This window comes from Streptomyces genisteinicus (assembly GCF_014489615.1).
Classification (GTDB): domain Bacteria; phylum Actinomycetota; class Actinomycetes; order Streptomycetales; family Streptomycetaceae; genus Streptomyces; species Streptomyces genisteinicus.
In genome coordinates, this window is record NZ_CP060825.1 from 221,426 (window position 1) to 245,361 (window position 23,936).

Annotated in this window: 17 protein-coding genes; 11 read left to right on the top strand and 6 right to left on the bottom strand. The window is 75.2% G+C overall.

The window, feature by feature from the left end; genetic code table 11:
- The first annotated feature begins 8 nt into the window (after positions 1-8).
- The 6 genes from IAG43_RS01020 (at position 9) to IAG43_RS01045 (ending at position 7,917) form a co-directional block, all read left to right on the top strand.
- Complete coding sequence (locus IAG43_RS01020) at positions 9-701, top strand: GntR family transcriptional regulator (RefSeq protein ID WP_425508556.1); 693 nt, start codon at positions 9-11, stop codon at positions 699-701.
- A 205-nt stretch (positions 702-906) separates the two neighbouring features.
- Positions 907-2,208: an amidohydrolase family protein gene (locus IAG43_RS01025; RefSeq protein ID WP_187738850.1), complete on the top strand. Its 1,302-nt coding sequence runs from the start codon at positions 907-909 to the stop codon at positions 2,206-2,208.
- A 119-nt stretch (positions 2,209-2,327) separates the two neighbouring features.
- The gene (locus IAG43_RS01030) at positions 2,328-3,632 is read left to right on the top strand and encodes an amidohydrolase (protein WP_187738851.1); all 1,305 of its coding nucleotides are present in this window, start codon (positions 2,328-2,330) and stop codon (positions 3,630-3,632) included.
- A gap of 195 nt (positions 3,633-3,827) precedes the next feature.
- A complete protein-coding gene (locus IAG43_RS01035; protein ID WP_187738852.1) occupies positions 3,828-4,250 on the top strand; it encodes a hypothetical protein in 423 nt (140 codons plus the stop codon).
- A 5-nt stretch (positions 4,251-4,255) separates the two neighbouring features.
- Positions 4,256-6,799, top strand: a complete 2,544-nt coding sequence (locus IAG43_RS01040) for a DUF4132 domain-containing protein (protein WP_187738853.1) — start codon at positions 4,256-4,258, stop codon at positions 6,797-6,799.
- Positions 6,800-6,993: 194 nt separating this feature from the next.
- Entirely contained in the window at positions 6,994-7,917 is a 924-nt protein-coding gene (locus IAG43_RS01045) for a TIGR03564 family F420-dependent LLM class oxidoreductase (protein ID WP_187738854.1), read from the top strand.
- A gap of 128 nt (positions 7,918-8,045) precedes the next feature.
- Here IAG43_RS01045 and IAG43_RS01050 read toward each other — a convergent pair whose 3' ends face one another.
- On the bottom strand, positions 8,046-8,687 hold the full coding sequence (locus IAG43_RS01050) for a TetR/AcrR family transcriptional regulator (protein ID WP_187738855.1): 642 nt from the start codon (positions 8,685-8,687) through the stop codon (positions 8,046-8,048).
- 204 nt (positions 8,688-8,891) lie between these two features.
- Between IAG43_RS01050 and IAG43_RS01055 the strand changes: the two genes are divergently transcribed.
- Complete coding sequence (locus IAG43_RS01055; RefSeq protein WP_187738856.1) at positions 8,892-9,452, top strand: NADPH-dependent FMN reductase; 561 nt, start codon at positions 8,892-8,894, stop codon at positions 9,450-9,452.
- A 199-nt stretch (positions 9,453-9,651) separates the two neighbouring features.
- Complete coding sequence (locus IAG43_RS01060; protein WP_187744238.1) at positions 9,652-11,232, top strand: molybdopterin-dependent oxidoreductase; 1,581 nt, start codon at positions 9,652-9,654, stop codon at positions 11,230-11,232.
- Between the two features lie 27 nt (positions 11,233-11,259).
- Here IAG43_RS01060 and IAG43_RS01065 read toward each other — a convergent pair whose 3' ends face one another.
- Positions 11,260-11,826 (bottom strand): DinB family protein, encoded by a 567-nt coding sequence (locus IAG43_RS01065; protein WP_187738857.1) that lies wholly within the window; start codon positions 11,824-11,826, stop codon positions 11,260-11,262.
- A gap of 251 nt (positions 11,827-12,077) precedes the next feature.
- Between IAG43_RS01065 and IAG43_RS01070 the strand changes: the two genes are divergently transcribed.
- Both IAG43_RS01070 and IAG43_RS01075 read left to right on the top strand, forming a co-directional pair.
- Positions 12,078-16,391, top strand: coding sequence for a HAMP domain-containing protein (locus IAG43_RS01070; protein ID WP_187738858.1), 4,314 nt, complete (start codon positions 12,078-12,080; stop codon positions 16,389-16,391).
- Entirely contained in the window at positions 16,388-18,979 is a 2,592-nt protein-coding gene (locus tag IAG43_RS01075) for a SpoIIE family protein phosphatase (RefSeq protein ID WP_187738859.1), read from the top strand. The genes IAG43_RS01070 and IAG43_RS01075 overlap by 4 nt, the downstream gene beginning before the upstream one ends.
- Before the next feature lie 136 nt (positions 18,980-19,115).
- On the opposite strand, the gene IAG43_RS01080 is transcribed toward IAG43_RS01075, so the two are convergent.
- The gene (locus IAG43_RS01080; RefSeq protein ID WP_187738860.1) at positions 19,116-19,520 is read right to left on the bottom strand and encodes an STAS domain-containing protein; all 405 of its coding nucleotides are present in this window, start codon (positions 19,518-19,520) and stop codon (positions 19,116-19,118) included.
- A gap of 339 nt (positions 19,521-19,859) precedes the next feature.
- On the opposite strand from IAG43_RS01080, the gene IAG43_RS01085 reads away from it, so the two are divergent.
- Positions 19,860-20,717, top strand: a complete 858-nt coding sequence (locus tag IAG43_RS01085; RefSeq protein ID WP_187738861.1) for a universal stress protein — start codon at positions 19,860-19,862, stop codon at positions 20,715-20,717.
- 165 nt (positions 20,718-20,882) lie between these two features.
- On the opposite strand, the gene IAG43_RS01090 is transcribed toward IAG43_RS01085, so the two are convergent.
- From IAG43_RS01090 to IAG43_RS01100, 3 genes are all read right to left on the bottom strand, one after another.
- Positions 20,883-21,785, bottom strand: a complete 903-nt coding sequence (locus IAG43_RS01090) for a universal stress protein (protein ID WP_187738862.1) — start codon at positions 21,783-21,785, stop codon at positions 20,883-20,885.
- Between the two features lie 273 nt (positions 21,786-22,058).
- Complete coding sequence (locus IAG43_RS01095) at positions 22,059-22,850, bottom strand: nitroreductase (RefSeq protein ID WP_223005884.1); 792 nt, start codon at positions 22,848-22,850, stop codon at positions 22,059-22,061.
- Between the two features lie 283 nt (positions 22,851-23,133).
- Positions 23,134-23,931: an inositol monophosphatase family protein gene (locus tag IAG43_RS01100; RefSeq protein ID WP_187738863.1), complete on the bottom strand. Its 798-nt coding sequence runs from the start codon at positions 23,929-23,931 to the stop codon at positions 23,134-23,136.
- Positions 23,932-23,936 lie beyond the last annotated feature (5 nt).

The window sequence follows — 23,936 nt, forward strand, 5'->3', positions numbered from 1 at the left end:
GGAGGACGGTGCACGTGGCGGGCAGCACACCGGAGGAGACCCGGACGCCGGACGCGGGCGTGCGCACCTCGCTGAGCACCCGGGCGCGCGAGGCGGTCCGGCAGCGGATCGTCGACCGCCGGTACCCGATGGGCGCGCGCCTGGTGGAGCGGGAGATCGCCGAGGAACTCCACATGTCCCGGGTCCCGGTCCGGGAGGCGCTGCGCGCCCTCGTCGCGGAGGGCCTGCTGGAGCTGCTGCCGCACAGCGGTGTACGGGTGCGGCGTCTGGAGCGCGCCGACGTGCACCACCTCTACGAGGTGTGGGAACCGCTGGCGGTGCAGGCGTCACGCCTGGCCGCGCGGCGGGTCGCCCGGGCGGAGGACGGGCCGGACGGCGTCGCGGCCCTCGCCGCGCTGCTGGAGCGCGCCGAGCGGGCGGCCGCGGCCGACGAGGGGGAACGCGAGGTCGCCGCGCACACCGCGTTCCATGAGCAGATCGTGACCCTCGGGGGCAATCCCCTGCTCGCCCGGACCATGGAGCAGCTGAGCTGGCAGCTCCAGCTGCTGTTCGGGCTGCACGAGGAGCCGGACCACATGCGGTCCCAGCACACCGAGATGTACCGGCACATCGCGGCGGGCGACGAGGAGTCGGCGGCTGCGGCCACGCTGCTCCATGTGCGTGACAGCAGAACGGTCGCCCTGCGCTCCCTCTTCGGGTGACACGCTCCCACCCATCCCGGCATTTTGTATACCGCGAGGCGGCCGCCCTTCGAAGAACTGCGGCAGTTCACCGCACGATCCCCACATTTTCTGACCGGCTACCCGTCGGCTCCGTCATCCCTTGTCGATCTCTCGATCCTTGGTATACAAACGGTGGCACCGGCCTCAGGGCCGTCCATCCGGCCAACCGCCCCGAGGAGCCAGCATGTGTGTCGAGCCGATCCCCCCGCCCGCCCCCGCGCTCACCCGCCGGGGAGTGCTGGCCGGCGCGGCCGCACTGGCCGGCACCGCGGCCGTGCTCGCCGCGGCCGACCCCGCCGCCGCCGAGCCCTCCGCCGGCACCGGTGCCGCGGCGGACCGCCGGGGCGGCGGCGCGCGAGGAGGCGACCTGGTCGTCGACGGCGGCACCCTGCTCGACCCGGCGACCGGCGAGGTCGTGGAGGACTCCGTCGTCGTCGTGCGCGACGGTGTCGTCCGCGCGGCCGGGCCGCGCTCCCGGGTGCGCGTCCCCGACGGCGTCCGGCGGCTCGACGCGCACGGCCACTGGGTCCTGCCCGGTCTGATCGACGCCCATATCCACCTGTCCACCGCGGCCGAGGCACGCGCGGCGGTGCGCGCCGGCGCCACCAGTGCCCGCAGCGGCTCGACCTCGTTCTACCAGGACGTCGCCGTCAGGGAGCTCGCCCGCCAGGCTCCCGGACTCGCTCCGCGCCTGCGGGCGGCGGGCGTCTTCGTCACGCCCGACCTCGGTGACACCCTCCTCGCGGACCCCGATCTCACGCCGCTGGCCCGGCTGCGCGACGGAGTGCGCTCCCCCGAGGCGCTGCGGCACGTGGTCGCGGTCAACCTGCGGCGGGGCGCGGACGTCGTCAAGACGCGGGTCAACGAACGGGCCGGGCTCCCCGATCAGGACCCGCTGGCCCAGGTGTACTCGCACGCCCAGCTGAGCGAGGTGGTGGCCGCGGCCCGCAAGGGCGGCCGCGGGGTGCTCTGCCACAGCTACAGCGAGCAGGGCTGCCACGACGCGGTGACGGCGGGCGTCCGGTCCCTGGAGCACGGGGTGTTCGTCGGGGAGCGCACGCTGCGCGAGATGAAGCGCCGGGACACGTACTTCACGCCGACGCTCACCGCGATCGCCGGTCTGGCCGAGTCCTCGGACCCGGTGCTGGCCGAGCGCGGACGCGCCTACCTGCCGGTGCTCCAGCGCGCGGTGCTCGCCGCCCACGAGCTCGGTGTGCCGCTGGCCGCGGGGACGGACTCCTCCGGCGGCACGGTCGATCCGATCGGCCGGGAGATCTCCCTGATGCACGCGGCCGGCCTGCCGGCCCTGGACGCCATACGCACGGCAACGACCGGTGCCGCGCGGCTGCTCGGGCTGACGGGCACGGCAGGCCGGCTGACGCCGGGTCACGCGGCCGACCTCGTCCTGGTCCAGGGCGACCCGCTGGCCGACGTCTCGGTCCTCGCGGCACCTGCGCGCGTCGTACGCGCCGGCGTCCCCGTCTGAGACACGGCACGCAGGTGGCGCGGGAGCCCGTGCGGGGCACGGCGTCCCGCCCGCCGCGGGCCCGCGCGCGCAGCGTGTGAACGGCCCGTCCGACCGACCGCACCCAGCAAGGAGTTCCCATGGTCCCCCCTCCCCTCTCCCGGCGCGGCGTCCTGGCCGGGGCCGCCGCGGCGGCGGGCGCCGGTTCCGCGTCCGCCGCCGCCGCGGGTCCCGCCGCAGCGGCCCGGCCGGGCGAACGGCGCCCCGGACGCACGGTGGTCTTCCGCGACGTGCGCCCGTTCGGGCACGGCGGCCCGGTCGATCTCACCGTCGTCGACGGCCGGTTCAGCGACCGGCCCGCTCCGAAGGGTGCCCGCGTCGTCGACGGCGGCGGGCGCGTCGCGCTGCCCTCGCTCGTCGACGCCCACATCCACCCGGACAAGACGACCTGGGGCGGCGACTGGGTGTCCCGGGCTCCGGCGTCGGGCATCGCCGAGTACTGCGAGCAGGACGTCGAGCTGTTCCGCTCCCAGCGGCGCCCCGTCGGCGAGCGCGCCTACGGGCTGATGGCGCACGCGGTCACCCGCGGCACCCGCGCCATGCGCGCGCACGCCGATGTCGCACCGGCCTACGGTCTCGCCGGCGTGGAGGGGGTCGCCGAGGCGAAGGAGCGGCTCGCCCACGCCCTCGACGTCCAGGTCGTGGCCTTCCCCCAGCACGGTGTCGTGCGCACCCCGGGCACGGCCCGGCTCCTGGAGGAGGCGGCGCGCAGCGGGCTCGTCGACCACATCGGCGGCATCGACCCGATCAGCTTCGACGAAGCGCTCGACGAGCAGCTCGACCTGGTGTTCCGTCTCGCCGACCGGTACGGCGTGGGCATCGACATCCATCTCCACGACCGCGACGACAAGGGCATCCGGGTGCTGCGCGGCATCGTCGAGCGGACCAGGGCGCTGTCGCTGCGGGGGCGCGTCACCGTCAGCCATGTGTTCTGCCTGCCGTTCCTCCCGGAGCGCGAACTCGACGCGATGGCACGGGACCTGGGGGACCTGGACATCGCGCTCACGACGGTGGCGCCGAACGAGTCCCTGGTCCTGCCGGTCTCCCGGCTGCGCGAGCACGGTGTGCGCGTGGGGCTCGGGTCCGACGGTGTCCGCGACTCCTGGAGCCCGTTCGGCAACGCGGACATGCTGCACCGGGCCCACATCCTCGGCTGGGTGACGGACGTCCGCCTCGACCGGGAGCTGGAGGAGTGCTACCGCGTGGGCTCCGACGGCGGCGCCGACGTGCTGGGCCTGGAACGGGTCGGCTTCGCCCCGGGCGACCCGGCGGACTTCGTGCTGGTGCACGCCGAGTGCACACCCCAGGTGGTGGTGGACATGCCCCGGCGGGACGTGGTCGTGCACGGCGGCGAGGTGGTCGCCCGCAACGGCGAACTGGTCTGACGCGGCCTGCTGCCGCACTGCCCCGGCGACCGGCGGCCTCGCCCCGGCGGGGCGGTGCCGGGGGCGGCGGGCCCCGGCCGGGACGGCGCGCGGCTGTCGGCCGCGACGCGACCGGGCCGGACCACCGCCGCCGCCGCCCGAGGGGACGTTGGCAGGCCCGGGGCGTTGTCGGACCCCTGGCCTAGGGTGACGGCCATGGTGGAGATCGAAGTGCGCGGCCGGGTGCCCGGCAGGGACGGCGAGGAGCTGCCGGCCGTGCGGGTCCGGCTGGCCGACGGCCGTACGACGGTGCGGGAGTTGATCGGGCACGCCGTCGAGGAGCAGATCGGGGCGCTGCGCGCCGACGCGGCGCGCTGCCGGCGCTCCCTCGACCGGCAGTACCTCTCGGAGACGGAACTCCAGGAGCTGGCCCGTACGGGTGCGGTCCGGACGCCGTCGCGCGTCCCGGCGGTTCCCCAGGTGCCGTCGGAGGTCGCGCGGGCCCGTGCCGCCTTCGCCCGGGGCGCCTTCGCGGTCTTCGCGGGCGGGCGGCAGATCCTCGACCCCGACGAGTGGTTCACCCTGCGGCAGGGCGACCGCGTCGTCTTCCTGCGCACCGTCGCGCTGACGGGCGGGTGACGGCGGTGGAGCACCCCGTGCCGGAGGTCGTCGCCGATGTCGTCCGCGAGGAACTGGCGGCGCTGCGCGCCCTGGTGGACCGGGTCGGGGCCGCCGTGGCGGCCGGCGACGCAGGGGCGCTGCGCGAGCTGGCTGCCGCGGTCCGCCGCCGGATGCGCAAGGGCGACGACCGGGCCCTGGGGAACCTGGAGCAGCGCGCCGGCGAGGTGGTCGCGGAGTTCGACGCGCTCTACGACGCGGCGTTCCCGCCGTCCGCCGCGGACGGTGTCGCGGCGCTGCTGGACGCGCCGTGGCCGTCGGCCGCCCGCCGGGCCGCGCTCGCCGCGGTCCTCGGCTGCGCCGACGTGCCGCGACTGCCCCTGTCCGGGGTGGCGGACCGTGCTCTCGCGGACGCCGACGTGCCGCTGCTGCGGCTGCTCGTGACCTCCCCGCTCAGCACGGTGGGACGGGAGACCGTGGCGGCGGCGCTGGACGCGCTGCACCGGGCGGGCGCCCTCGACGCCGCGGTGGTGGAGCACGCGTTCACGGAGGATCCGTGGCTGGGGTACGCCATCGTCGGCCGCACACCGTACGGGACGGCGGCGGGTCCGCCCGCGGCGTGCGCGGACGCGGTGCGCGCCCATGTCGACGCGCTGACGTGGCGGCTGGTCACCGGCCCCGGACCGGTCGACTGGGAAGACCTGCCCAAGGTGCTCGCGCCCCAAGGGCTGCGCTTCGTCCGGGTGGCGCTGGAGTGGCGCGGCGATCCGAGGGCCGCCGGCCATCTGGGGGCCGCGGTCCTCACGGACGGCGAACGGGAGGCGCTGGTGGCGCTGTTGCGGGAGCTGCCGGCCGAGGAGCAGCGCCGGGTCTTCGCGTGGCGCCTGGGGGTGGGCGACGCCGACGCGCTGCTGCCGCTGTTCGATCTGGGCGAGGCGGCCGGACTGCTCCGTCTCGTGCTGGCGATTCCCGACGGCGAGGTGGTCCGCCAGGACCGCTCGGCCGTTCTCGCGGCGGTGGCGGCGGCCGGTCCGGAGCGGGCCCGGCGGCTGCTCGCCCTGGTGCCGAGCGAACTGGTCTCGGCGGTCATGGGATGGAACCGGGCGGAGGTGGTGCGGCGGTTCCGCCGGAACGCGCTGCACGGCACCGCCGCGTACGGGATGCTCCCCCTCGACGACGGCGAGACGGTGCTCGACCGCTACCTCGCGCTCCGCGAGTCCGCGAAGAAGGGGGCCCGCCTCGGCCCGAACCGGCGGCACAGCCACGCGGCGGCCGTGGACGTGGCCCTGGAGCACCTGGCGCAGGTGGCGGGGGTGGCGGAGGCGAGCCGTCTGGAATGGGACTGCGAGGCGCGCATCGCCTCCGCCTTCCCCACCGAGGCCGGGACCGGCCCGTACCGGACCGTGCTGCGTTTCGGCGACGACGGGCCGCTGATCGAGACCGCCAGGAACGGCCGGGTGCTGAAGTCGGTGCCGGCAGCGGTCCGGGCCGATCCCGCCTACCGGGAACTGCGGGAGCAGCAGGAACGGCTCAGGGAGCAGGCCCGGCGGATGAGGTCCGGTCTGGTGGAGCGGCTGGTCGCCACCGCCGGGACCCTGCCGCCGCAGGAGCTGGGCCGGCTGCTGTCGCTGCCCGCCGGGGCCGCGATGCTGCGCCGGCTGGTCTGGCGCGACGGCCACGGATCGATCGGGCTGCTCGACGACGTCGACACCACGGGTCCGGTGAGCGCCGTCCACCCCGTCGAGCTGCTCGGGCGGCGGTCGTTGGCCGACTGGCAGGGCCGGATCGTCGCCGGCCGTGTCCGGCAGCCGGTGAAGCAGGTGTTCCGGGAGGTGTACGTGCTCACCGCGGCGGAGCGGGAGGCGGGCGACGTGTCGCGGCGGTTCGCGGGGCAGGTGGTCGACGGCCGGACGGCGGGCCGGCTGCTCTCCGGCCGGGGCTGGAGCACGCACGGCGAGTACGCCCACCACCAGGCGACCCGTGCCGTCGGCGGGGAGCTGACGGCCGCTCTGCGCTGCGACGTCCAGGGCTGGTTCGGCATGGGTCCGGTGGTCGTGGGCGAGCTCCGCTTCGTCCGTGGCGCGCCGCGTGGCGGAGGCGGCTTCGGCGGTGTTCCCGTGCCGCTCGCCGAGGTGCCGCCCGTGGTCCTCTCCGAGACGATGCGCGACCTGGACCTGGTCGTGTCGGTGGCCGGCACGGAGCCTGCGGTGCGGTCGTCGCCCGCGCAGGCGGCGAGCCGGGCGCAGGTGCTGGCGGCGCTCGTCGCCGACCTGGGGCTGACCCGGGTGTCCGTGGAGGGGCACACGGCCGTCGTGAGCGGCACCCGGGCGACGTACCGGGTGCATCTGGTCAGCGGGAGCGTCCACGTCGAGCCGGGCGGTCATCTCTGCGTGGTACCGGCCTCGTTCGGCTCCTCACCGCATCCGCGGCTGTTCCTGCCCTTCGCGGACGAGGACCGGATGACCGGGATCGTGCTGAGCAAGGTGCTGCTGCTCGCCGAGGACGAGAGGATCGACGACCCCTCGATCCTCGCCCAGCTCCGGTCCCTCACCGGCGGCGCCGCCGGCTGACCCTGCCCGGCCCGCACCGCCCACCGGGCCCGCACCTCCTGCCCGGACTGCCCGTCCCGCGCGGGCCGCACGTCCCTCCCGGGCGCCCCGCCGACGGGGTGCCCGGGAGGGGCCGGAACGCGTACACATGATGGACATGAAGCTGTCACACGCGGACCGGAATGCCGTTCCGCCGGGCGGTCGTTCTCCCGGGCATGACCCTTGGCGTAGCACTCAACACGTCCGGAGCGGACAACCAGGTCGACGCCTCCGTACTGCTGGCCCGTGAGGCCGCGGAGGCCGGCCTGAGGTCCGCCTGGTTCGGGCAGACCTTCGGTGCCGACTCGCCGCTGCTGGCGGCCGTCGTCGGGCGGGAGGTGCCCGGCCTCCAGGTCGGGACCTCGGCGGTGCCGGTGTTCGGCAGGCACCCGCTGGTCGTCTCCGGCCAGGCGCAGACCGCGCAGGCGGCCACCCACGGCCGCTACCACCTGGGGCTGGCGCTGGGGACCCGGCTGCTCACCGAGGGCGGCTTCGGCCTCCCGTTCGAACGGCCCGTCGCCCGGCTCCGCGAGTTCCTCACGGCCCTGCGGCAGTTGACGGACACGGGCGCCGCCGACTTCCGCGGGGAACTGCTCACCGCGGTGACACCGATCCCGGCCCGTGTGCCGGGCGCCGAGGGCGGCGTCCCGCTGCTGGTCGCCGCGATGGGCCCGCAGGCACTGCGCGTCAGCGGTGAACTCGCGGACGGGATCCTCCCCTACCTGGCCGGGCCGCGTGCCCTGGGCGATCACATCGTGCCGGCCGTGACGGCCGCCGCGGCGGCGGCCGGCCGCCCCGCGCCGCGGGTCGTGGCCCTGGTGCACGGCGTGGTCACGGACGACGCCGAGGGGGTGCGGCGCAAGGTCGGCGAACAGCTCGCGTTCTACGAGCAGATCCCGTCCTACGCGCGGGTCATCGGGCTCTCCGGCGGCAGCCGGGCGGTGGACGTCGCGGTGATCGGCGACGAGGAGACGGTCGCGGCGGAGATCAGGCGCTACCGGGACGCCGGGGCCACGGAGATCGTGTTCTCCGGTACGGAGGCGGCCGGGGAAGAGGCCAGGCGGCGGACCTGGGCGCTCCTCGGGGAGCTGGCACGGTGACCGCCGCGGGACTCGGCGGGGGTCACCGGTCCGGTTCGCCGGGCCCGGGGCCCTGGCGCCCGGCCGGGTCGGGGGCCGGGGGGCTGCCGGGGCGTGTCGCGGGCCGGGAGGGGCTTTCGCGGCACGCTCTAGGTGCGGGCCAGCCGGTCGACGAGGTCGGACCAGCCGGCCTCGAGACGTTCCAGCGGCATGGCGCGCTGGCGCAGCAGGTGGTGGACGAGCGCGGGGTCCAGGTAGGCCATCAGCGCCTGGGCCGCCAGTTCCCCGTCCGCGTCCGGCATCACCTGCCGCACGAGCATCTCCACATGCGTCAGGCGCACCCGGTAGGGCGGGTTCGAGAAGCGGCGTTCGGCCTCGGGCTGGGCGGCCAGGTAGAGCTCCAGCCGGCTCGCCGCCTCCCGCAGGGTGGCGTGCCCGAAGGCGTGCAGGCGCTCCAGCGGGGGCGCGCCGGGCCCGACGGGCGGCGGGCCGGAGAGGAACTGCGCCTGGAACGCGCGCTCGGAGTGGTCGAGCAGGGCCATGAGGAGTCCGGTGCGGTCGCCGAAGCGCCGGAACACCGTCCCCTTGCCCACCCCGGCGGACTTCGCCACCGCGTCCATCGTGAGGCAGTTCACGCCGTGCTCGTCCACGAACCTGGAGGCCGCCTCCAGCAGCCGGGCGCGGTTGCGCACGGCGTCCGCGCGCAGGGCCGGGGAGTCGCCCGCCTCCGTGACCTCCAGGAGAACCGGCGTGTCCGCCCCTGGCGGCGGGATCGGGGGGCGAGTCGACATGCCTCCAGCCTAACCAGCCCCGGGGTCCTCGGGTCCCGATACGGCCCGGCAGGCCCGGGGAAGTCCGGGGAGGTCCGGGGAGGTCCGGGCAGTCCCGGGGAAGCCCGGGAAGAAAAGTGGACCCCGGTCCGTTTGACTGGTACAACTGTAAACGGACCACGGTCCGATTATCTCTTCCGCAGCCCCGTCCCCTTGGAGATCCTCATGTCCGTCCGCATCCTCGCCCTCGTCGGCAGCCTGCGCTCCGGTTCGCACAACCGCCAGCTCGCCGAGGCGGCCGTCCGTCACGCCCCCGAGGGCACCACGGTCGAGCTGTACGAGGGGCTGGCCGACATCCCCTTCTACAACGAGGACATCGACACGGACAGCGCGCCCGCCTCCGCCGTCCGCCTGCGCGAGGCGGCAGGCCGTGCCGACGCGCTGATCCTCTTCACCCCGGAGTACAACGGCACCATGCCCGCCGTGCTGAAGAACGGCATCGACTGGCTCTCCCGGCCGTACGGCCAGAGCGCCGTCAGCGGCAAGCCCACCGCCGTGGTGGGCACGGCGTTCGGCCAGTACGGCGGCGCCTGGGCGCAGGAGGAGGCCCGCAAGGCCGCCGGGATCGCCGGCGCGGGCGTGCTCGCCGACCTCAAGCTGACCATCCCGAACGCGGTGGCCCGCTTCGCCGAGACCCACCCCGCCGACGACGGCGAGATCACCGGCCAGCTGGTCGAGATCATCCACCGCATCAGCGGCCAGGTGGCGTCCGCGGCTGCCGCCTGACGTCGCGGCACCACCCCGGGGCCCGGACCCCGCCGACGTACCGGCACACCCCGCCCCGCCCCGCCCGGCGGCCCGGCCGACGGCGGGTCCGGGCGGCGGGTCCGGGCGAGGGGTCCAGGGCGGCGGGTCCAGGGCGGCGGGTCCGCGACGGGGCGGCCCCGCGGCAGAGGCGACCAATCCGCCCCGCCCGGCGCTCCGAATCACGCAGGTGAACGAGACACGAGCAGTCGCCTCCCGCCGCATCCTCGCCGGCCTCAGCGGCCTCCTCGCCGCAGCCGTCTCGCTGACGGCGGCCGAACTGGCCGCCGCCGCGGTGCGGCCGGAGGCCGGGCCGGTGGTGGCCGTCGGCGGCAGCGCCGTCGACCGGACACCGGCCGCGGTCAAGGACTGGGCCATCCGTACCTTCGGCGAGGCGGACAAACTCGTCCTCCAGCTCGGCATCCTCGGGGTGCTGGCGCTCTGCGCCGTGGCCCTCGGGCTGCTCGCGCTGCGTCACCGCAGAGCGGGGGCGGCCGGAGTGCTGGTCTTCGGTGCGGTCGGCGCGGCCGCCGCACTGTCCCGTCCGGACTCCGCCTCCTGGACGGACGCGCTGCCGTCCGTGGCCGGGGCACTGGCCGGGGCCGCGGTGCTCCACGTGCTGGCCGGCCGTCTCACCGCACCGCCCGCGGACACCCCGGACACCGGTGCGGGCTGGGACCGGCGCGGTTTCCTGATCGCCGCGTCCGCCGCTGCCGCGGCTTCCGCCGGCGCGGGGGTCGCGGCCCGCGTGGCGGCCGGCGCCCGCGGCGGCGACGCCGCCGCCTCCCGCGACGCCGTCGGCCTGCCGCGCCCGGCGTCACCGGCGGCCGCGATCCCGTCCGGGGCCGCGCTGCGCGTCCCCGGACTCCAGCCGTTCACCACCCCCAACAAGGACTTCTACCGGGTCGACACCGCGCTCGTGGTGCCGAAGGTCGACGCCGGGGCGTGGCGGCTGCGCATCCACGGCACGGGTGTGCGCACACCGCTCATCCTCACCTTCCGGGACCTGCTGGAGCGCGCGCTCGTCGAACGGGACATCACGCTGAACTGCGTGTCCAACGAGGTCGGCGGCCCCTACGTGGGCAACGCCCGCTGGATCGGCGTCCCCCTCGCCCCCCTGCTGCGCGAGGCCGGCGTACGCCCGCCGTCGCGCGGCGGCCGCGCCGACCAGCTGGTGTCCCGCTCCGTCGACGGGATGACGATCGGCACCCCGGTGGAGGACGTCATGGACGGCCGCGACGCGCTGCTCGCGGTCGGCATGAACGGCGAACCCCTGCCGTTCGACCACGGCTTCCCCGTCCGCATGGTCGTCCCCGGACTCTACGGATACGTCTCCGCCTGCAAGTGGATCGAGGACATCGAGCTCACCTCCTTCGACGCCTACGACGCCTACTGGGTGAAGCGCGACTGGGCGCGCGAGGCACCCGTCAAGACCCAGTCCCGCATCGACACCCCCAAGCCCTTCGCCCGCCCCGGGGCCGGGACCGTCATGGTCGCCGGGGTGGCCTGGGCGCAGCACCGCGGCATCGACGCGGTCGAGGTGCGGGTCGACGACGGCCCCTGGCGCCGGGCCGAACTCGCCGCCGAGCACACCGCCGACACCTGGCGTCAGTGGTCCTTCGCCTGGAAGGCGACGCCCGGCAGCCACACCCTCACCGTCCGGGCCACCGACCGCACCGGCACGACCCAGACGGAGAAGCGCACCCGCACGGTCCCCGACGGGGCCAGCGGATGGCACTCGGTGGTCGTCACCGTCGAGTGAGAACCGCCCCGCCCGCCGCGTAACGGGTCACCGGCCTCCGCGCCCGCCCGTCCCGCCCGCGGGCGCGCCCGGGGTGAGGCGCGTTCCGGCGGAGGCGTCCGCGGCGTCGAGGATCTGCTCCCGCAGGATGTCGGCGTGCCCGCTGTGCTGGGCCAGTTCGCGCAGTATGTGCAGGTACACCCAGCGCAGCGGGATCGGCCCGCGCCGGTTGCCGTGCAGCAGGTCGTCCAGGCCGAGAGCGGCCGCTGCCGCCCGGGACGCCTCGCAGGCCCGCCGGTGGGCCCGCTGCACCGAGGCCACCGTGTCGCCGTCGTCCAGCGCGAACGACTCGTCCGGCGTCCCGGGAATCCCGATCTCCTCGCGCGGCCGACAGGTGACCGCCTCGTCGAACCAGACCTTCTCGACGAACACGGCGTGCTTCAACAGGCCCAGCAGGGTGGTCCTGGAGGCCACCAGGGACCGGCGCGCCTGCTCCTCCGTCAGCCCGTCCAGGCTGTCGTGCAGCGCGGCGCGGTACTCGTCGAGGAAGACGTCGAACTGGGCGCGCAGCGGCGCACCGAGGACGGCGGGCTCCGCGGACGGATAGGTGATCATGACGGCCACCCTATGCAGCGCGGCCGCGGCAGGCGTCCGCCGCGCCGTGCGGGAGCAGCCGCGGTCCGGCGCGGCGGATGTCCACGGAACGAAGGCCCCGTGTGCGCGCGGTGGGCCCGGCGGGATACGCTGCGGCGCATTTGCCGTGCGGCAATGATCATCGCCGCGCGGTGCGAGGGGGGCGGCCCGTACGGGCCGTGACGGAGTCCGGCGTTCCGGGCGTCCGCCGAGCGCTACACACAGGGAAGAACATGACGGAGACGGTCGAAGGCGGGCGCCCGGCCCGGCGCACGCGTGCGCGTGGCGCCGCCGAGGCGGGGGAACCGGAACTGCGGCAGCTGCTCGCGGGGTTGACGGCCGTCCGCGACGGCGACTTCGGCACCCGGCTGCCGGACGGCGCGGACGGGCTGCTGGGCGAGATCGCCACCGTGTTCAACGGCATGGTGGACCAGTTGTCGCTCTTCACCTCCGAGGTGACGCGCGTCGCCCGGGAGGTCGGCACCGAGGGGACGCTCGGCGGGCAGGCCGAGGTCCCGGGTGTCTCCGGCACCTGGGCCGATCTCACCGACTCCGTCAACGCGATGGCGGGCAACCTCACCACCCAGGTGCGCGACATCGCCCAGGTCGCCACCGCGGTCGCCAGGGGCGACCTGTCCCAGAAGATCGACGTGGACGCCCGCGGCGAGATCCTCGAGCTGAAGAAGACCATCAACACGATGGTCGACCAGCTCTCCGCCTTCGCCGACGAAGTCACCCGGGTCGCCCGCGAGGTCGGCACCGAGGGCAACCTCGGCGGGCAGGCCGACGTCAAGGGCGTCTCCGGCACCTGGCGCGACCTCACCGACTCCGTCAACTCCATGGCCGGCAACCTCACCGCCCAGGTCCGCAACATCGCGCAGGTGACCACGGCCGTCGCCCAGGGAGACCTCTCCCAGAAGATCACCGTCACCGCACGCGGCGAGATCCTCGAACTCAAGGAGACCATCAACACGATGGTCGACCAGCTCTCCGCCTTCGCCGACGAAGTCACCCGGATGGCCCGCGAGGTCGGAACCGAGGGCATTCTGGGCGGGCAGGCCGACGTCAAGGGCGTCTCCGGCACCTGGCGCGACCTCACCGACTCCGTCAACTCCATGGCCGGCAACCTCACCGCCCAGGTCCGTTCCATCGCCCAGGTCGCCACGGCCGTCGCCCAGGGAGACCTCTCCCAGAAGATCACCGTCACCGCACGCGGCGAGATCCTCGAACTCAAGGAGACCATCAACACGATGGTCGACCAGCTCTCCGCCTTCGCCGACGAAGTCACCCGGGTCGCCCGCGAAGTGGGCACCGAGGGCAACCTCGGCGGACAGGCCACGGTCCGCGGCGCCTCGGGGACGTGGAAGGGCCTCACGGACAACGTCAACGTGATGGCGTCCAACCTGACCGGCCAGGTGCGGTCGATCGCCCAGGTCGCCGCCGCGGTGGCCCGCGGCGACCTCTCGCAGAAGATCACCGTCGAGGCGAAGGGCGAGGTCGCCGCGCTGGCCGGCGTGATCAACACGATGGTCGACACCCTCTCCGCGTTCGCGGACGAGGTGACCCGGGTGGCCCGCGAGGTCGGCACGGAGGGCCGGCTCGGCGGGCAGGCGCGGGTGGCGAACGTCGCCGGCACCTGGAAGGACCTCACCGACAACGTCAACTCGATGGCGAACAACCTGACCGGGCAGGTGCGCAACATCGCCCTGGTCACCACGGCCGTCGCCAACGGCGACCTGTCCAAGAAGATCGACGTGGACGCCCGCGGCGAGATCCTGGAGCTGAAGACCACCATCAACACCATGGTCGACCAGCTCTCCTCGTTCGCCGCCGAGGTCACCCGTGTCGCGCGGGAGGTCGGCAGCGAGGGACGCCTCGGCGGGCAGGCCGAGGTCGAGGGCGTCTCCGGCACCTGGAAGCGGCTCACCGAGAACGTCAACGAACTCGCCGGCAACCTCACCCGCCAGGTGCGGGCGATCGCCGAGGTCGCCAGCGCCGTCGCCGAGGGCGACCTCACCCGCTCCATCACCGTCGACGCCTCCGGCGAGGTCGCCGAGCTGAAGGACAACATCAACGCGATGGTCGGCTCGCTCCGCGAGACCACCCGGGCCAACCAGGAGCAGGACTGGCTCAAGTCCAGCCTCGCGCTGGTCTCCGGGCTGATGCAGGGCCACCGCGACCTGGCCGTCGTCGCGGAACTGGTGATGGACGAGCTGACGCCGCTGGTGTCGGCCCAGTACGGCGCCTTCTACCTCGCCGAGGAGACCGGTTCCGGCCTGGAGCTGCGGCTCGTCGGGTCCTACGGGCGCCCGGCGGGGCCCGGCGTCCCCGAACGCTTCCGCCTGGGCGAGTCGCTGGTGGGCCAGGCGGCCCGGAGCCGGCGCGTGATCCGCTCCGACAGCGTTCCCGGCGACTACGTCACCATCTCCTCCGGGCTCGGCAGCACCACGCCGGGCAGCCTGATCGTGCTGCCCATCGTCGTCGACGACCAGGTGCTCGGCGTCATCGAGCTCGCCTCCTTCACCGCGTTCACCGCCGTCCACCGGGACTTCCTCGAACAGCTCATGGAGACGGTGGGCGTCAACGTCAACACGATCGTGGCCAACGCGCGCACCGACGAGCTCCTCGGCGAGTCCCAGCGGCTGACCGGTGAACTCCAGGCGCGCTCGGAGGAACTCCAGGTGCAGCAGGTGGAACTCCAGCGCTCCAACGCCGAACTGGAGGAGAAGGCCGCCCTGCTGGCCGCGCAGAACAGCGACATCGAGGGGAAGAACCTGGAGATCGAGCAGGCGCGCCAGGAACTGGAGGACCGCGCCCAGCAGCTGTCGCTCGCGTCGAAGTACAAGTCGGAGTTCCTGGCCAACATGAGCCACGAGCTGCGCACACCGCTCAACAGCCTGCTGATCCTGGCCCAGCTGCTCGCCCAGAACCCGACCCGCAACCTGACCGCCAAGCAGGTCGAGTACGCGGGCATCATCCACTCGGCCGGCTCCGACCTGCTGCAGCTGATCAACGACATCCTGGACCTGTCGAAGGTCGAGGCCGGCAAGATGGACGTCAACCCGGAACGCGTGCAGCTGCGGCAGCTCCTCGACTACGTCGAGGCCACCTTCCGGCCCATGACCACCCAGCGGAGCCTCGGCTTCAGCATCACCACGGCGGCCGGAGTGCCGGTCGACGTGATCACGGACGACTCCCGGCTGCGGCAGGTGCTGCGGAACCTGGTCTCCAACGCGGTGAAGTTCACCGAGCGCGGCGGGGTGGAACTGCGCATCGAACCGGCGCCCGACCACGAACTGCCGATCCAGGTGCTGCGCGGCGGCCCGGTGGTGGCGTTCCGCGTCCGGGACACCGGCATCGGCATCCCCGAGCAGCATCTGGAGGCCATCTTCGGCGCCTTCCAGCAGGCGGACGGGACGACCAGCCGCAAGTACGGGGGCACGGGGCTCGGGCTGTCGATCAGCCGCGAGATCGCCCATCTGCTGGGCGGCGCGCTGACGGCCGAGAGCACACCGGGCGAGGGCAGCACGTTCACCCTGTACCTGCCGGTCGCGCGGGAGGACTTCCGGCACCAGGCCGACGGCGCGCCCGACGCACCGCTCCCCGACGGCGCGCACCGGGCGGACGCCCCCGGCGGCGTCCGGCGGCCGGCCGCCGTGCCCGCTCCCCCGCGCAAGCCGCGCCGGCTGCTGGTGGTCGAGGGCCGCCGGCACGGTCTGCTGTCCATGGTCGCCGAGAGCGCGGTCGCCGAACTCGGCGGCGGCCACGCGGGCTCCGACATCCAGCTGGTCTCCGCTCCCGGACCGCAGGAGGCGGCGGGTGCGCTCGCCGCCGAGCCGGTCCACTGCGTGGTCCTCGAACTCGACATGGCGAACGGCGAGGCCCTGGAGTTCCTCGACGCACTGGACGGGGACCCCGCGCTGCGCACGGTCCCGGTCCTCGCGCACAACAACCGGCGGCTCGACGCCGCCCACGAGCGGACGCTCCAGGCGCGGGCCGGCAGCAGACCGCTGGAACTGCTCTCCAGTCTGGACGAGTTGCGGGAGCGGATCGCCCTCCATCTCTCGGCCGAGGAGCCCGGCGACGTCGTGCCCCTGGTCCGCGGCGACGACACGCCCACCACGGCGCACCGCGCCCCGGACGACAGCCTGCACGGGCGGACCGTCCTCGTCGTCGACGACGACGCGCGCAACCTCTTCGCCATCAGCGGCATCCTGGAGCTGCACGGCATCCGCGTCCTGCACGCCGAGAACGGCCGGGAGGGGATCGAGGCGCTCGCCGCGCACCCCGAGATCGGGCTGATCCTGATGGACGTGATGATGCCGGAGATGGACGGCTACACGGCGACGGCGGAGATCCGCCGGATGCCCCGGCACGCGGGCCTGCCCATCATCGCCGTCACGGCGAAGGCGATGCCGGGCGACCGGGAGAAGAGCCTGGCGTCCGGCGCCAGCGACTACGTCACCAAGCCCGTGGACGCGGACGACCTCATCGCCTGCGTACGCCGCTGGCTCGAGCTGCACGACGAGAGCGGGCCCGCCGCATGACATCCGTCGCCGACTCCGGCACTCCCCCGCCCGAGGAACGCCGGGACGGGGGTGCGCCCGGGTGGGACGAACGCGGTCCGGCCGCGGGCTCCGGCACGCACCGGCGCGCACCGGCCCACTCCGCCGGTCCCGCCCACTCTGTCGGTCCCGCCTTCTCCGCCGGTCCCGCCCTCTCCGCCGCGATGGCGGCCGAACCAGCGGCCGTAGCCGCCGGCGGGGCCGCCACGCCGCCGGACGCAACGCCCGAGGCGGGCGCCGCCTCGGTGGGGCGCCTCGCCGCGATCGTGGAGCGGCTGCGCAAGGAGGTCGACGCGGCCCATGCGGCCGCCGAGGGCAGGGCCCTGATCGAGATGGCCAAGGGCATCATGGTCGAACGGCTCGGCTGCGGACCGGCGCAGGCGGCGCGGCAGCTGGCGGAACTCGCCGGGCAGGCGGGCCTGACCCCGATCGAACTGGCCGCGGACATCATCAACGAGGCGGCCCGCGACCATGTGGCCGAGGCGGCGGGCGACTTCGTCCGGCGCACCGCCGGGCGACCGGACGAGGGCACCGCCGACGTGTCCGTCGCGGTGCGGCTGCGGACCGCCGAGAGCGCCGCGCTGGCGGCCGGCGACACCCAGACCGTCGCCGAGTCACTGCTCCAGCACGCGCTCGCCCCGCTGGGGGCGACGGCCGTCGCCGTCTGGGCGGCCGGCACCGACACCTCCCTCACCCTGCGGGGGCACGCCGGCTTCGGCCCGGAGGAGGCGGAGCGCTGGCGCTACGTCCCGCCGGGCGTCGAGACCATCGCACGGCACGCGCTCAGCGAACGGCGCACCGCGTGGATCGGCTCGCTCGGGGAGTACGCCGCGCCCAGCATCGGGCGCGCGCAACATCCCCGGGGCGGCCGGGTCGCCGTGCCCGCGGGCGCGGGCGGCCGGATCCACGGGGTGCTCGAGATCTGCTGGCCCGAACCGCTCGCTCCCCAGCCGGCGGCGGTCACGCGTCAGGTCGAGGCGCTCGCGGAGCTGTGCGCCCACACCCTGGAGAACCCGCCCGGCGGCACGTCCGCCACGGCCGGGACCCCGGCGGCGGCCGACGTCTCGGAGCTCGTCGACCTGGCGGACGGCCTGTACGACCCCGCTCTCGTCCTCACCCCCGTGCTCGGCCCGGACGGCCACCTCGCGGACTTCCGCATCCACCACTCCAACAGCCGCTTCCAGGACCCGGCGGGGCGTCCCCGCAGCGCCGTCGACGGCGCGCTCCTGCTGGAGGCCTACCCTCTCGCGGCGGGCGGCGACGGGCTGTTCGAGAAGATCGAGCGGGTCTACGCGACGGGCGAGCCGTTCCGCGCCCGGCGGATGACGCTCACGGCCCTGGTCGGCCAGGTGCCGCTGTCCGCGGTGGCCGACCTCAGCGTCAGCCGGCACGGCGGCAGCGTCCTGTTCATCTGGCGCATCGAGGACGAGACCGCCCGGCTGGCGAGCCTCCTCCAGCACGCGCAGCGCCTGGGCAGCATCGGCGGTTTCGAGGAGAACATGATCTCCGGCGAGATCACCTGGAACGGCCAGCTCTTCACGCTGTACGGGCGGACCACGGCCGACGGCCCGGTCTCCCTCCAGGACCTCGCCGCCCACGCGCACCAGGACGACGCGGTCGCCATCGGGCGCTTCCTCCAGGCCGTGCTGCACCACCGGCGTGCCACCTCGACGGCGTTCCGGCTCCAGCGGCCCGGCGGTGTCACCCGCCACATCAGGGTGATCGCCGAGCCGGTGCTCGACGCCGGCGACCGGCTCCTCGCGGTCCGCGGGGCGTACCAGGACATCTCCTCCCAGCACTGGACCGAGGTGGCGCTGGCCGCCACCCGCGACCGGCTCGCCCACACCGAACAGGAGTCGGCCGAGCGCAACCGGCTCGCGCTCCAGCTCCAGCACGCCATCATGCCCCCGTCCCGGGAGCCGTTCGACGTGCCCGGACTGGAGGTCGCCGTCCGCTACCGGCCCGCGGAGTCGGACTCCCTGGTCGGCGGTGACTGGTACGACGCCGTCACCCTGCCGTCGAAGAAGATCCTGCTCTGCGTCGGCGACATCGCCGGGCACGGCATCGAGGCGGCCACGGGGATGGTGGTGCTGCGCAACGCGATGCGCGGCCTCGCCGTCACCGGGGCCGGCCCCGGACAGCTCCTGTCCTGGCTGAACATCGTGGCGCACCACCTCACCAAGCAGGTGACCGCCACCGCGGTGTGCGGGCTGTACGACCCCGGCGAGCGCGTGCTGCGCTGGGCCAGGGCGGGGCACCTGCCGCCGGTGCTCGTCCGCGGCGAGGAGGCCACCACGCTCCCGCTCCTGGGCGGCATGCTGCTGGGTGCGGTCGCGGAGGCGGAGTACGCGGAGGGGGAGGTGCGTCTGACGCCGGGCGACACGCTGATGATGTACACCGACGGCCTGGTCGAGCGCCGGGACACCGCGGTGCAGGAGTCCCTCCAGCAGCTGCTCCGGACGGCGCAGCTGCCCGCCGCGACCCTGGAGCGACGGCTCGACGGCCTGCTCACGCACAGCAGGTCGGACACCGACGACGACACCTGCCTCGTCGGCATCCGGGTCTCCTGAACCCGGCATGGCCGGGAATCCCGGCGGTCCGCCCGGCCCAGGGCGCACCGCCGGCCTTCACCACCTGCCGCGTCCGGACACGGTCCCGGCCCGGACGCCCGGGTGCGCGTCCGGGCCGGTCACCGGGGCGAGGAGGTCACCGGGGCGAAGAGGTCCGCGGGTCGGGCGACGGGTCCGGCGCAGGGGTCCGGCGGACGTTTCGCCTGACGGACTGGCTCGGAAGGCGGACGGCCGGGTCCAGGACGGCGAACAGCTTCCGTGTGCCGGAGTGCGTCAGCAGCCGGTGCATCACCGACGGAAGCGGCCCGAGCAGCACCAGGGTGTCCCGGGCGGGAAGCAGCACCCGCAGCAGGGCGCAGTCGGCGAACGCGACGGCCCGGCAGTCGACCACGACGCGCCGCACGGTGGGGGAAACGTCCCGCAGGGCGTCCGCCACCAGCCCGGCGGTGGCGATGTCGAACTCGCCGTCCAGCACCACCCGCGCCTCGCCGCCCTCGCACCGCACGGTGACGGCCGCCGCCTCGTGCGCAATCCGCCTCATGCCTCACGGCCCCTTTCAGCCCCGCCGTCGTCGTCCCCGTGCCTCACTCCTGCCCTCTCACGCCCCCGCACACCTGAGACGTACGCGACGCTTCGTTTTCTGGATGCCGCACCCCGGCTCACCGGGCGCGCCACGGAGAGGGACACCACGCATCTTTCGCCGCACCTCGGGCTAAGGTGCTGGTCGTGTCCCGCCCGGACGGGCGGCGCGGTCCGCGTGATGCGCGGCGCGGCCGTCGCCCGCGCGCCGGGAGCGGACGCCGCCCGCGGCCGCAGCCGGGCAGTGGCCCGGCCCCACTCGGCCCGGCCCCGTCTCACGAACCCCGTGCAAGGAGACCCAGTGGAGCAGCCCGTCGTCGTGGGAGTGGACGGCACGCCCGACAGCATGCGCGCACTCGACTGGGCGGTCGACGAGGCCGGACGGATCGGCGCGCCGCTCGTCCTCCTGCACGGTTACGTTCCCCTGGCCGGTGCCGCCAGGCTGCTCGCCGGCGACGCCGAGCGGCAGCACCGTGCAGCCCAGAACCTGCTCGACGAGGCCGTCGCGCGGGTGCGCTCGCGCCGCGCGGACACCCCGGTCACCACGTCGGCGGTGGTGCGGCCGGCGGCGGAGCTGCTGGTCGAGCACGGCCGGGACGCCCTGATGATCGTGCTCGGCTCACGGCGGCCGGGCCCGGTGAGCGGCTTCCTGCTGGGATCGGTCGGCCTGCGCGTCCTGAGCCGGGCCGCCTGTCCCGTGGTCATGACACGCGGCGGCACCACCGGGCGGCGCCCCCGGGAGGGCGGGATCGTGGTGGGCGTGCCGCAGGACGAGGGGGCCGACGCGGTCCTGGACTTCGCGTTCCGGACGGCGGCCGCGCGCGGCGTCCCGGTGCGGGCGGTGCGGGCGTGGAACCTGCCCACCGTCTTCACCTACCGCCCCGGGCTGCTGCGCCGCTCGGACGAGCACGGCGGGCTGGAAGCACTCCACCGGCACGAACTGGCCGCGGCCGTGAAGCCGTGGCGGCGCCGCCACCCCGACGTGCCGGTGTTCGAACACGTCGAACTGGGGCCCGCGTCGGAGCTGCTGGTGGCGCTGGCCGCATCGGCCGAACTGCTGGTGGTCGGGCGCACCACCCGCGCGGTCCGCCACGTCGGGCATGTCGCGCACGCGGCCCTGCACTTCGCGGACGCGCCGATCGCGCTGGTCCCCGCCTGACGGGCGGCTCGGGCGCCGCCCGTCAGGCGGGGGACGACCGCGCGCCTGTGCGGCGGCGACCGGCGGGGGCGAGGCGACGGGCGGGGGCGGGGCGTACGGGCGCGGGCGGGGCGTACGGGCGCGGGTGAGGACGGCTGCCGGTCGGCGGTGCCCCGGGCCCGCGGGTCACGCGTCGGCGTCCGCGTCCTTCGTTCGGGGAACGAGCGCGATCGGGGCGTCCGCGAAGTGGAGCGTCGCGTGGGCGACGTGTCCCACGTAGCGGCTGCGGGGCTCGGCACGGCGGCCGACGACGAGGAGCTGGGCGGTTGCCGCCAGGTCGACCATCAGCTCGGCGGCCGGCCCCTGTGCGACGTGTTCGACGACGTGGACCCGCGGGTAGCGCTCGCGCCACGGCGTCAGGAGTTCCGCCAGGTCGTGCCGGTGGAGGTCCTCCAGTCCGCCGCGGGCGTCCGCCAGGCGGGACAGTTCCGCGTCGTAGGTGAACAGGCTGGGCAGGCTCCACGCCCGCACCGCGCGGAGCGGGGCCTCGCGCGCGGCGGCTGTCCGGAAGGCGAAGTCGAGGACCGCCTCGGCCTCCTCCTCGCGGGGGACGCCCGCGACGATCTCGCCGTCCGGCCGGTGCCGTCCGGCGGTGCCGCCGCGGATCATGACCACCGGGCAGACGGCCCGGCTCAGCACGCGCAGCCCGACCGATCCGACGAGGAATCCGGTCACCGGGCCGGGCCTGTGTGATCCGAGCACGATCATCCGCGCCCGCCGGCCGCGCTCGACCAGCAGGTCGGCTTCCGGCTGTGCCACCACCTCCGCACGGGCCTCGACGCCGTCGTAGTGGTCGCGCACCCAGGCCAGCGCGTCGTCGGCGAGCCGGCCGGCCGCACGGCGTTCGTCGGCGATCTCGCCGGACAGCATCCGGCTGTACCCGGGCGACGGGACGAACCCGTGCAGGAGTTCCAGCGGCGCCCCGTGCAGCCGCGCCTCCCTCGCCGCCCAGCCCGCCGCGATCAGGCTGTCGGAGGTGCCGTCCACTCCGACGACGACGGGTCCGAGCTGCTGCGACTGGTCGGCCATGCGTCGTCCTCGTTCCGGTCGGGTGCGGTTCGGCGGCCGCGGCCGTACGAGGTGTCCGCGACGCGCCGGGCGTCCCTACCAGCATGGTCCCGGCGAACCGTGCGCGCAGTACGGCACCGCGCGCCGGCGGGGCCGCGCGCCGTCCCCGCCCGGTCGGCCGCCCCGTCCCGCACCGCTCGGCCGGGGCCTGCCCGCGGGACGGCAGGGCCCGCCCGTCCCCCCGCCCCGAGCTGCCCGCGCGTGAGGTCCGTCCTCGCCGGGGACGGACGCACGTCACTCCCGCGCGGCTTCCCCGTCGTCGCCCGTGTGCCAGGTGACGGCGTTCTGTACGGGCTCGCGGCGGGTACGGAACGCGTTGGCCGGATGCTCCGGATCCGCGTACCCGAAGGAGACGGCGGCCACGACGTGCCGGTGGTCCGGAATGCCGAAGTGCCCGTGGAGGAAGTCGGAGTACGAGGCGAGCGCGGCCTGGGGGGCGGCGGCAAGACCGAGGCTGTGCGCGGCGAGCAGGAAGGTGTTGATGTAGAGGCCGCAGTCGACCGCTCCGTAGACGCCGAGGCCGGCTTCGGTGGTCACGACCGCGGTGTGCGGCGCGTCGAACAGCTCGAAGTTGCGCAGCAGCTGCCGGAGCCTGCCCTCCTGGTCGTCCCGGGCGATGCCGAGGCTGTTGTACAGCTGGTGGCCGCACTCGCGGCGGCGCTCCCGGTACGCGCCGGTGTACTGGGCGGGGAAGGGCAGGTCGGGTGCGGCGGGACGGCTCCGGACGTGCTCCAGGAGCCCGGCGCGCAGGCGGTCGGTGGCGGCGCCCTCGGTGAGGTGGACGTGCCAGGGCTGGGTGTTGCACCAGGAGGGGGTGCGCTGGGCGAGCGCCAGCAGTTCCTCCGTGACGGGGCGGGGCACGGCGTCCGGGAGGAACTGGCGGCAGGTGTGCCGGTCGCGGAGTATGCGCGACAGGGCCTGGTGGAGGCCGCTGCCGACACCGGCGGACGAGTCGGCACCGGTCGGCGCGTCGGGGCCGGCACCCGTGCCGGGTGCGGTGGCGGGGTCGTTGCCGGTCGGGGCCACGGTCGGTCCTCCTCGAAACGCTGTTCGGTCGCAGGCCGCACCCTAACGGCTGAGCACGGCGCTGCCGGGAGGGCGGTTCGCGCTCGGCCGGCGCGTCCGCGGGACCGCGGACGCCGTGGCGGTCGGCGGCGGTCGCGCCGTGCCGGCGGGTACGGCCGTAGGGGCCGACGCGCGACCGGCGCCGTCGCGAGCCGGGAGCGGCAGGCCGCGGCATGGCCGCGCGGCGCTCCGGTGCGCCCGGCGCCGTCGCCGGAGACCTCCGTGACAGCGCTCATCGGGCCTTTCAGCCGCGGATCATCGCCATCAGTGCCCGGTGGGTCTCCTCGTCGGCGGCGGCCACCAGCCCGCCGTCCGTCTGCTCGAGCGGGGCTCCGTCGAGACCGGTGACGACGCAGCCGGCGGCCCGGCACAGCGCGATACCGGCAGCGAAGTGCACGCTGTCGCGGAGGTCTCCGCCGTCGGTGACGTAGGCGGCGCGCCTGCCTGCGGCCACCCAGGCCGGCGCCAGCGTCGTGGACACCACGCGCGGCCGGAACCGGGTCGCGAACCCGGGGTGGGCCAGCAGGTCGGCACCCCGGAACCGGGGTGCGCCCGGGAACGGCGGATCCAGGTTCAGGTCCACCAGCCCGGTGGCGGGCGACGGCGTCAACGGGGCGTCCCCTGATCCCTCGTGCCGCACCCAGGCGGTCTTCCCGTCGGTGAGGAAGACCTCCCCGCCGAACGGATCGGCGACGGCGGCCGCCCCGCCGCGCAGGGCCACGTTGACGGCGACCAGCATGGTCCCGACGGCGTAGTTCAGGGTGCCGCACAAGGGGTCCACCAGCCATTGGCGGGCGGCCCCGGCAGCGCCCTGCCGCCCGCCCTCCTCGCCGAGCACCGCGTCATCGGGCCGGGCGGCGCGGATGACGGCCACGACGGCCCGTTCGGCCTCGACGTCGGCGGCGGTGGCGAAGTCGCCGGCGCCCTTGTCGACACGGTCGAGCGGCCGGCCGTACAGGGCGCGGACCACGTCCGCACCGGCCAGCGCCCCGGCTGCCGCGACGGCCGCGTCGTCGCCGTACTCCTCGTGCAGGTCGGTCATGTCGA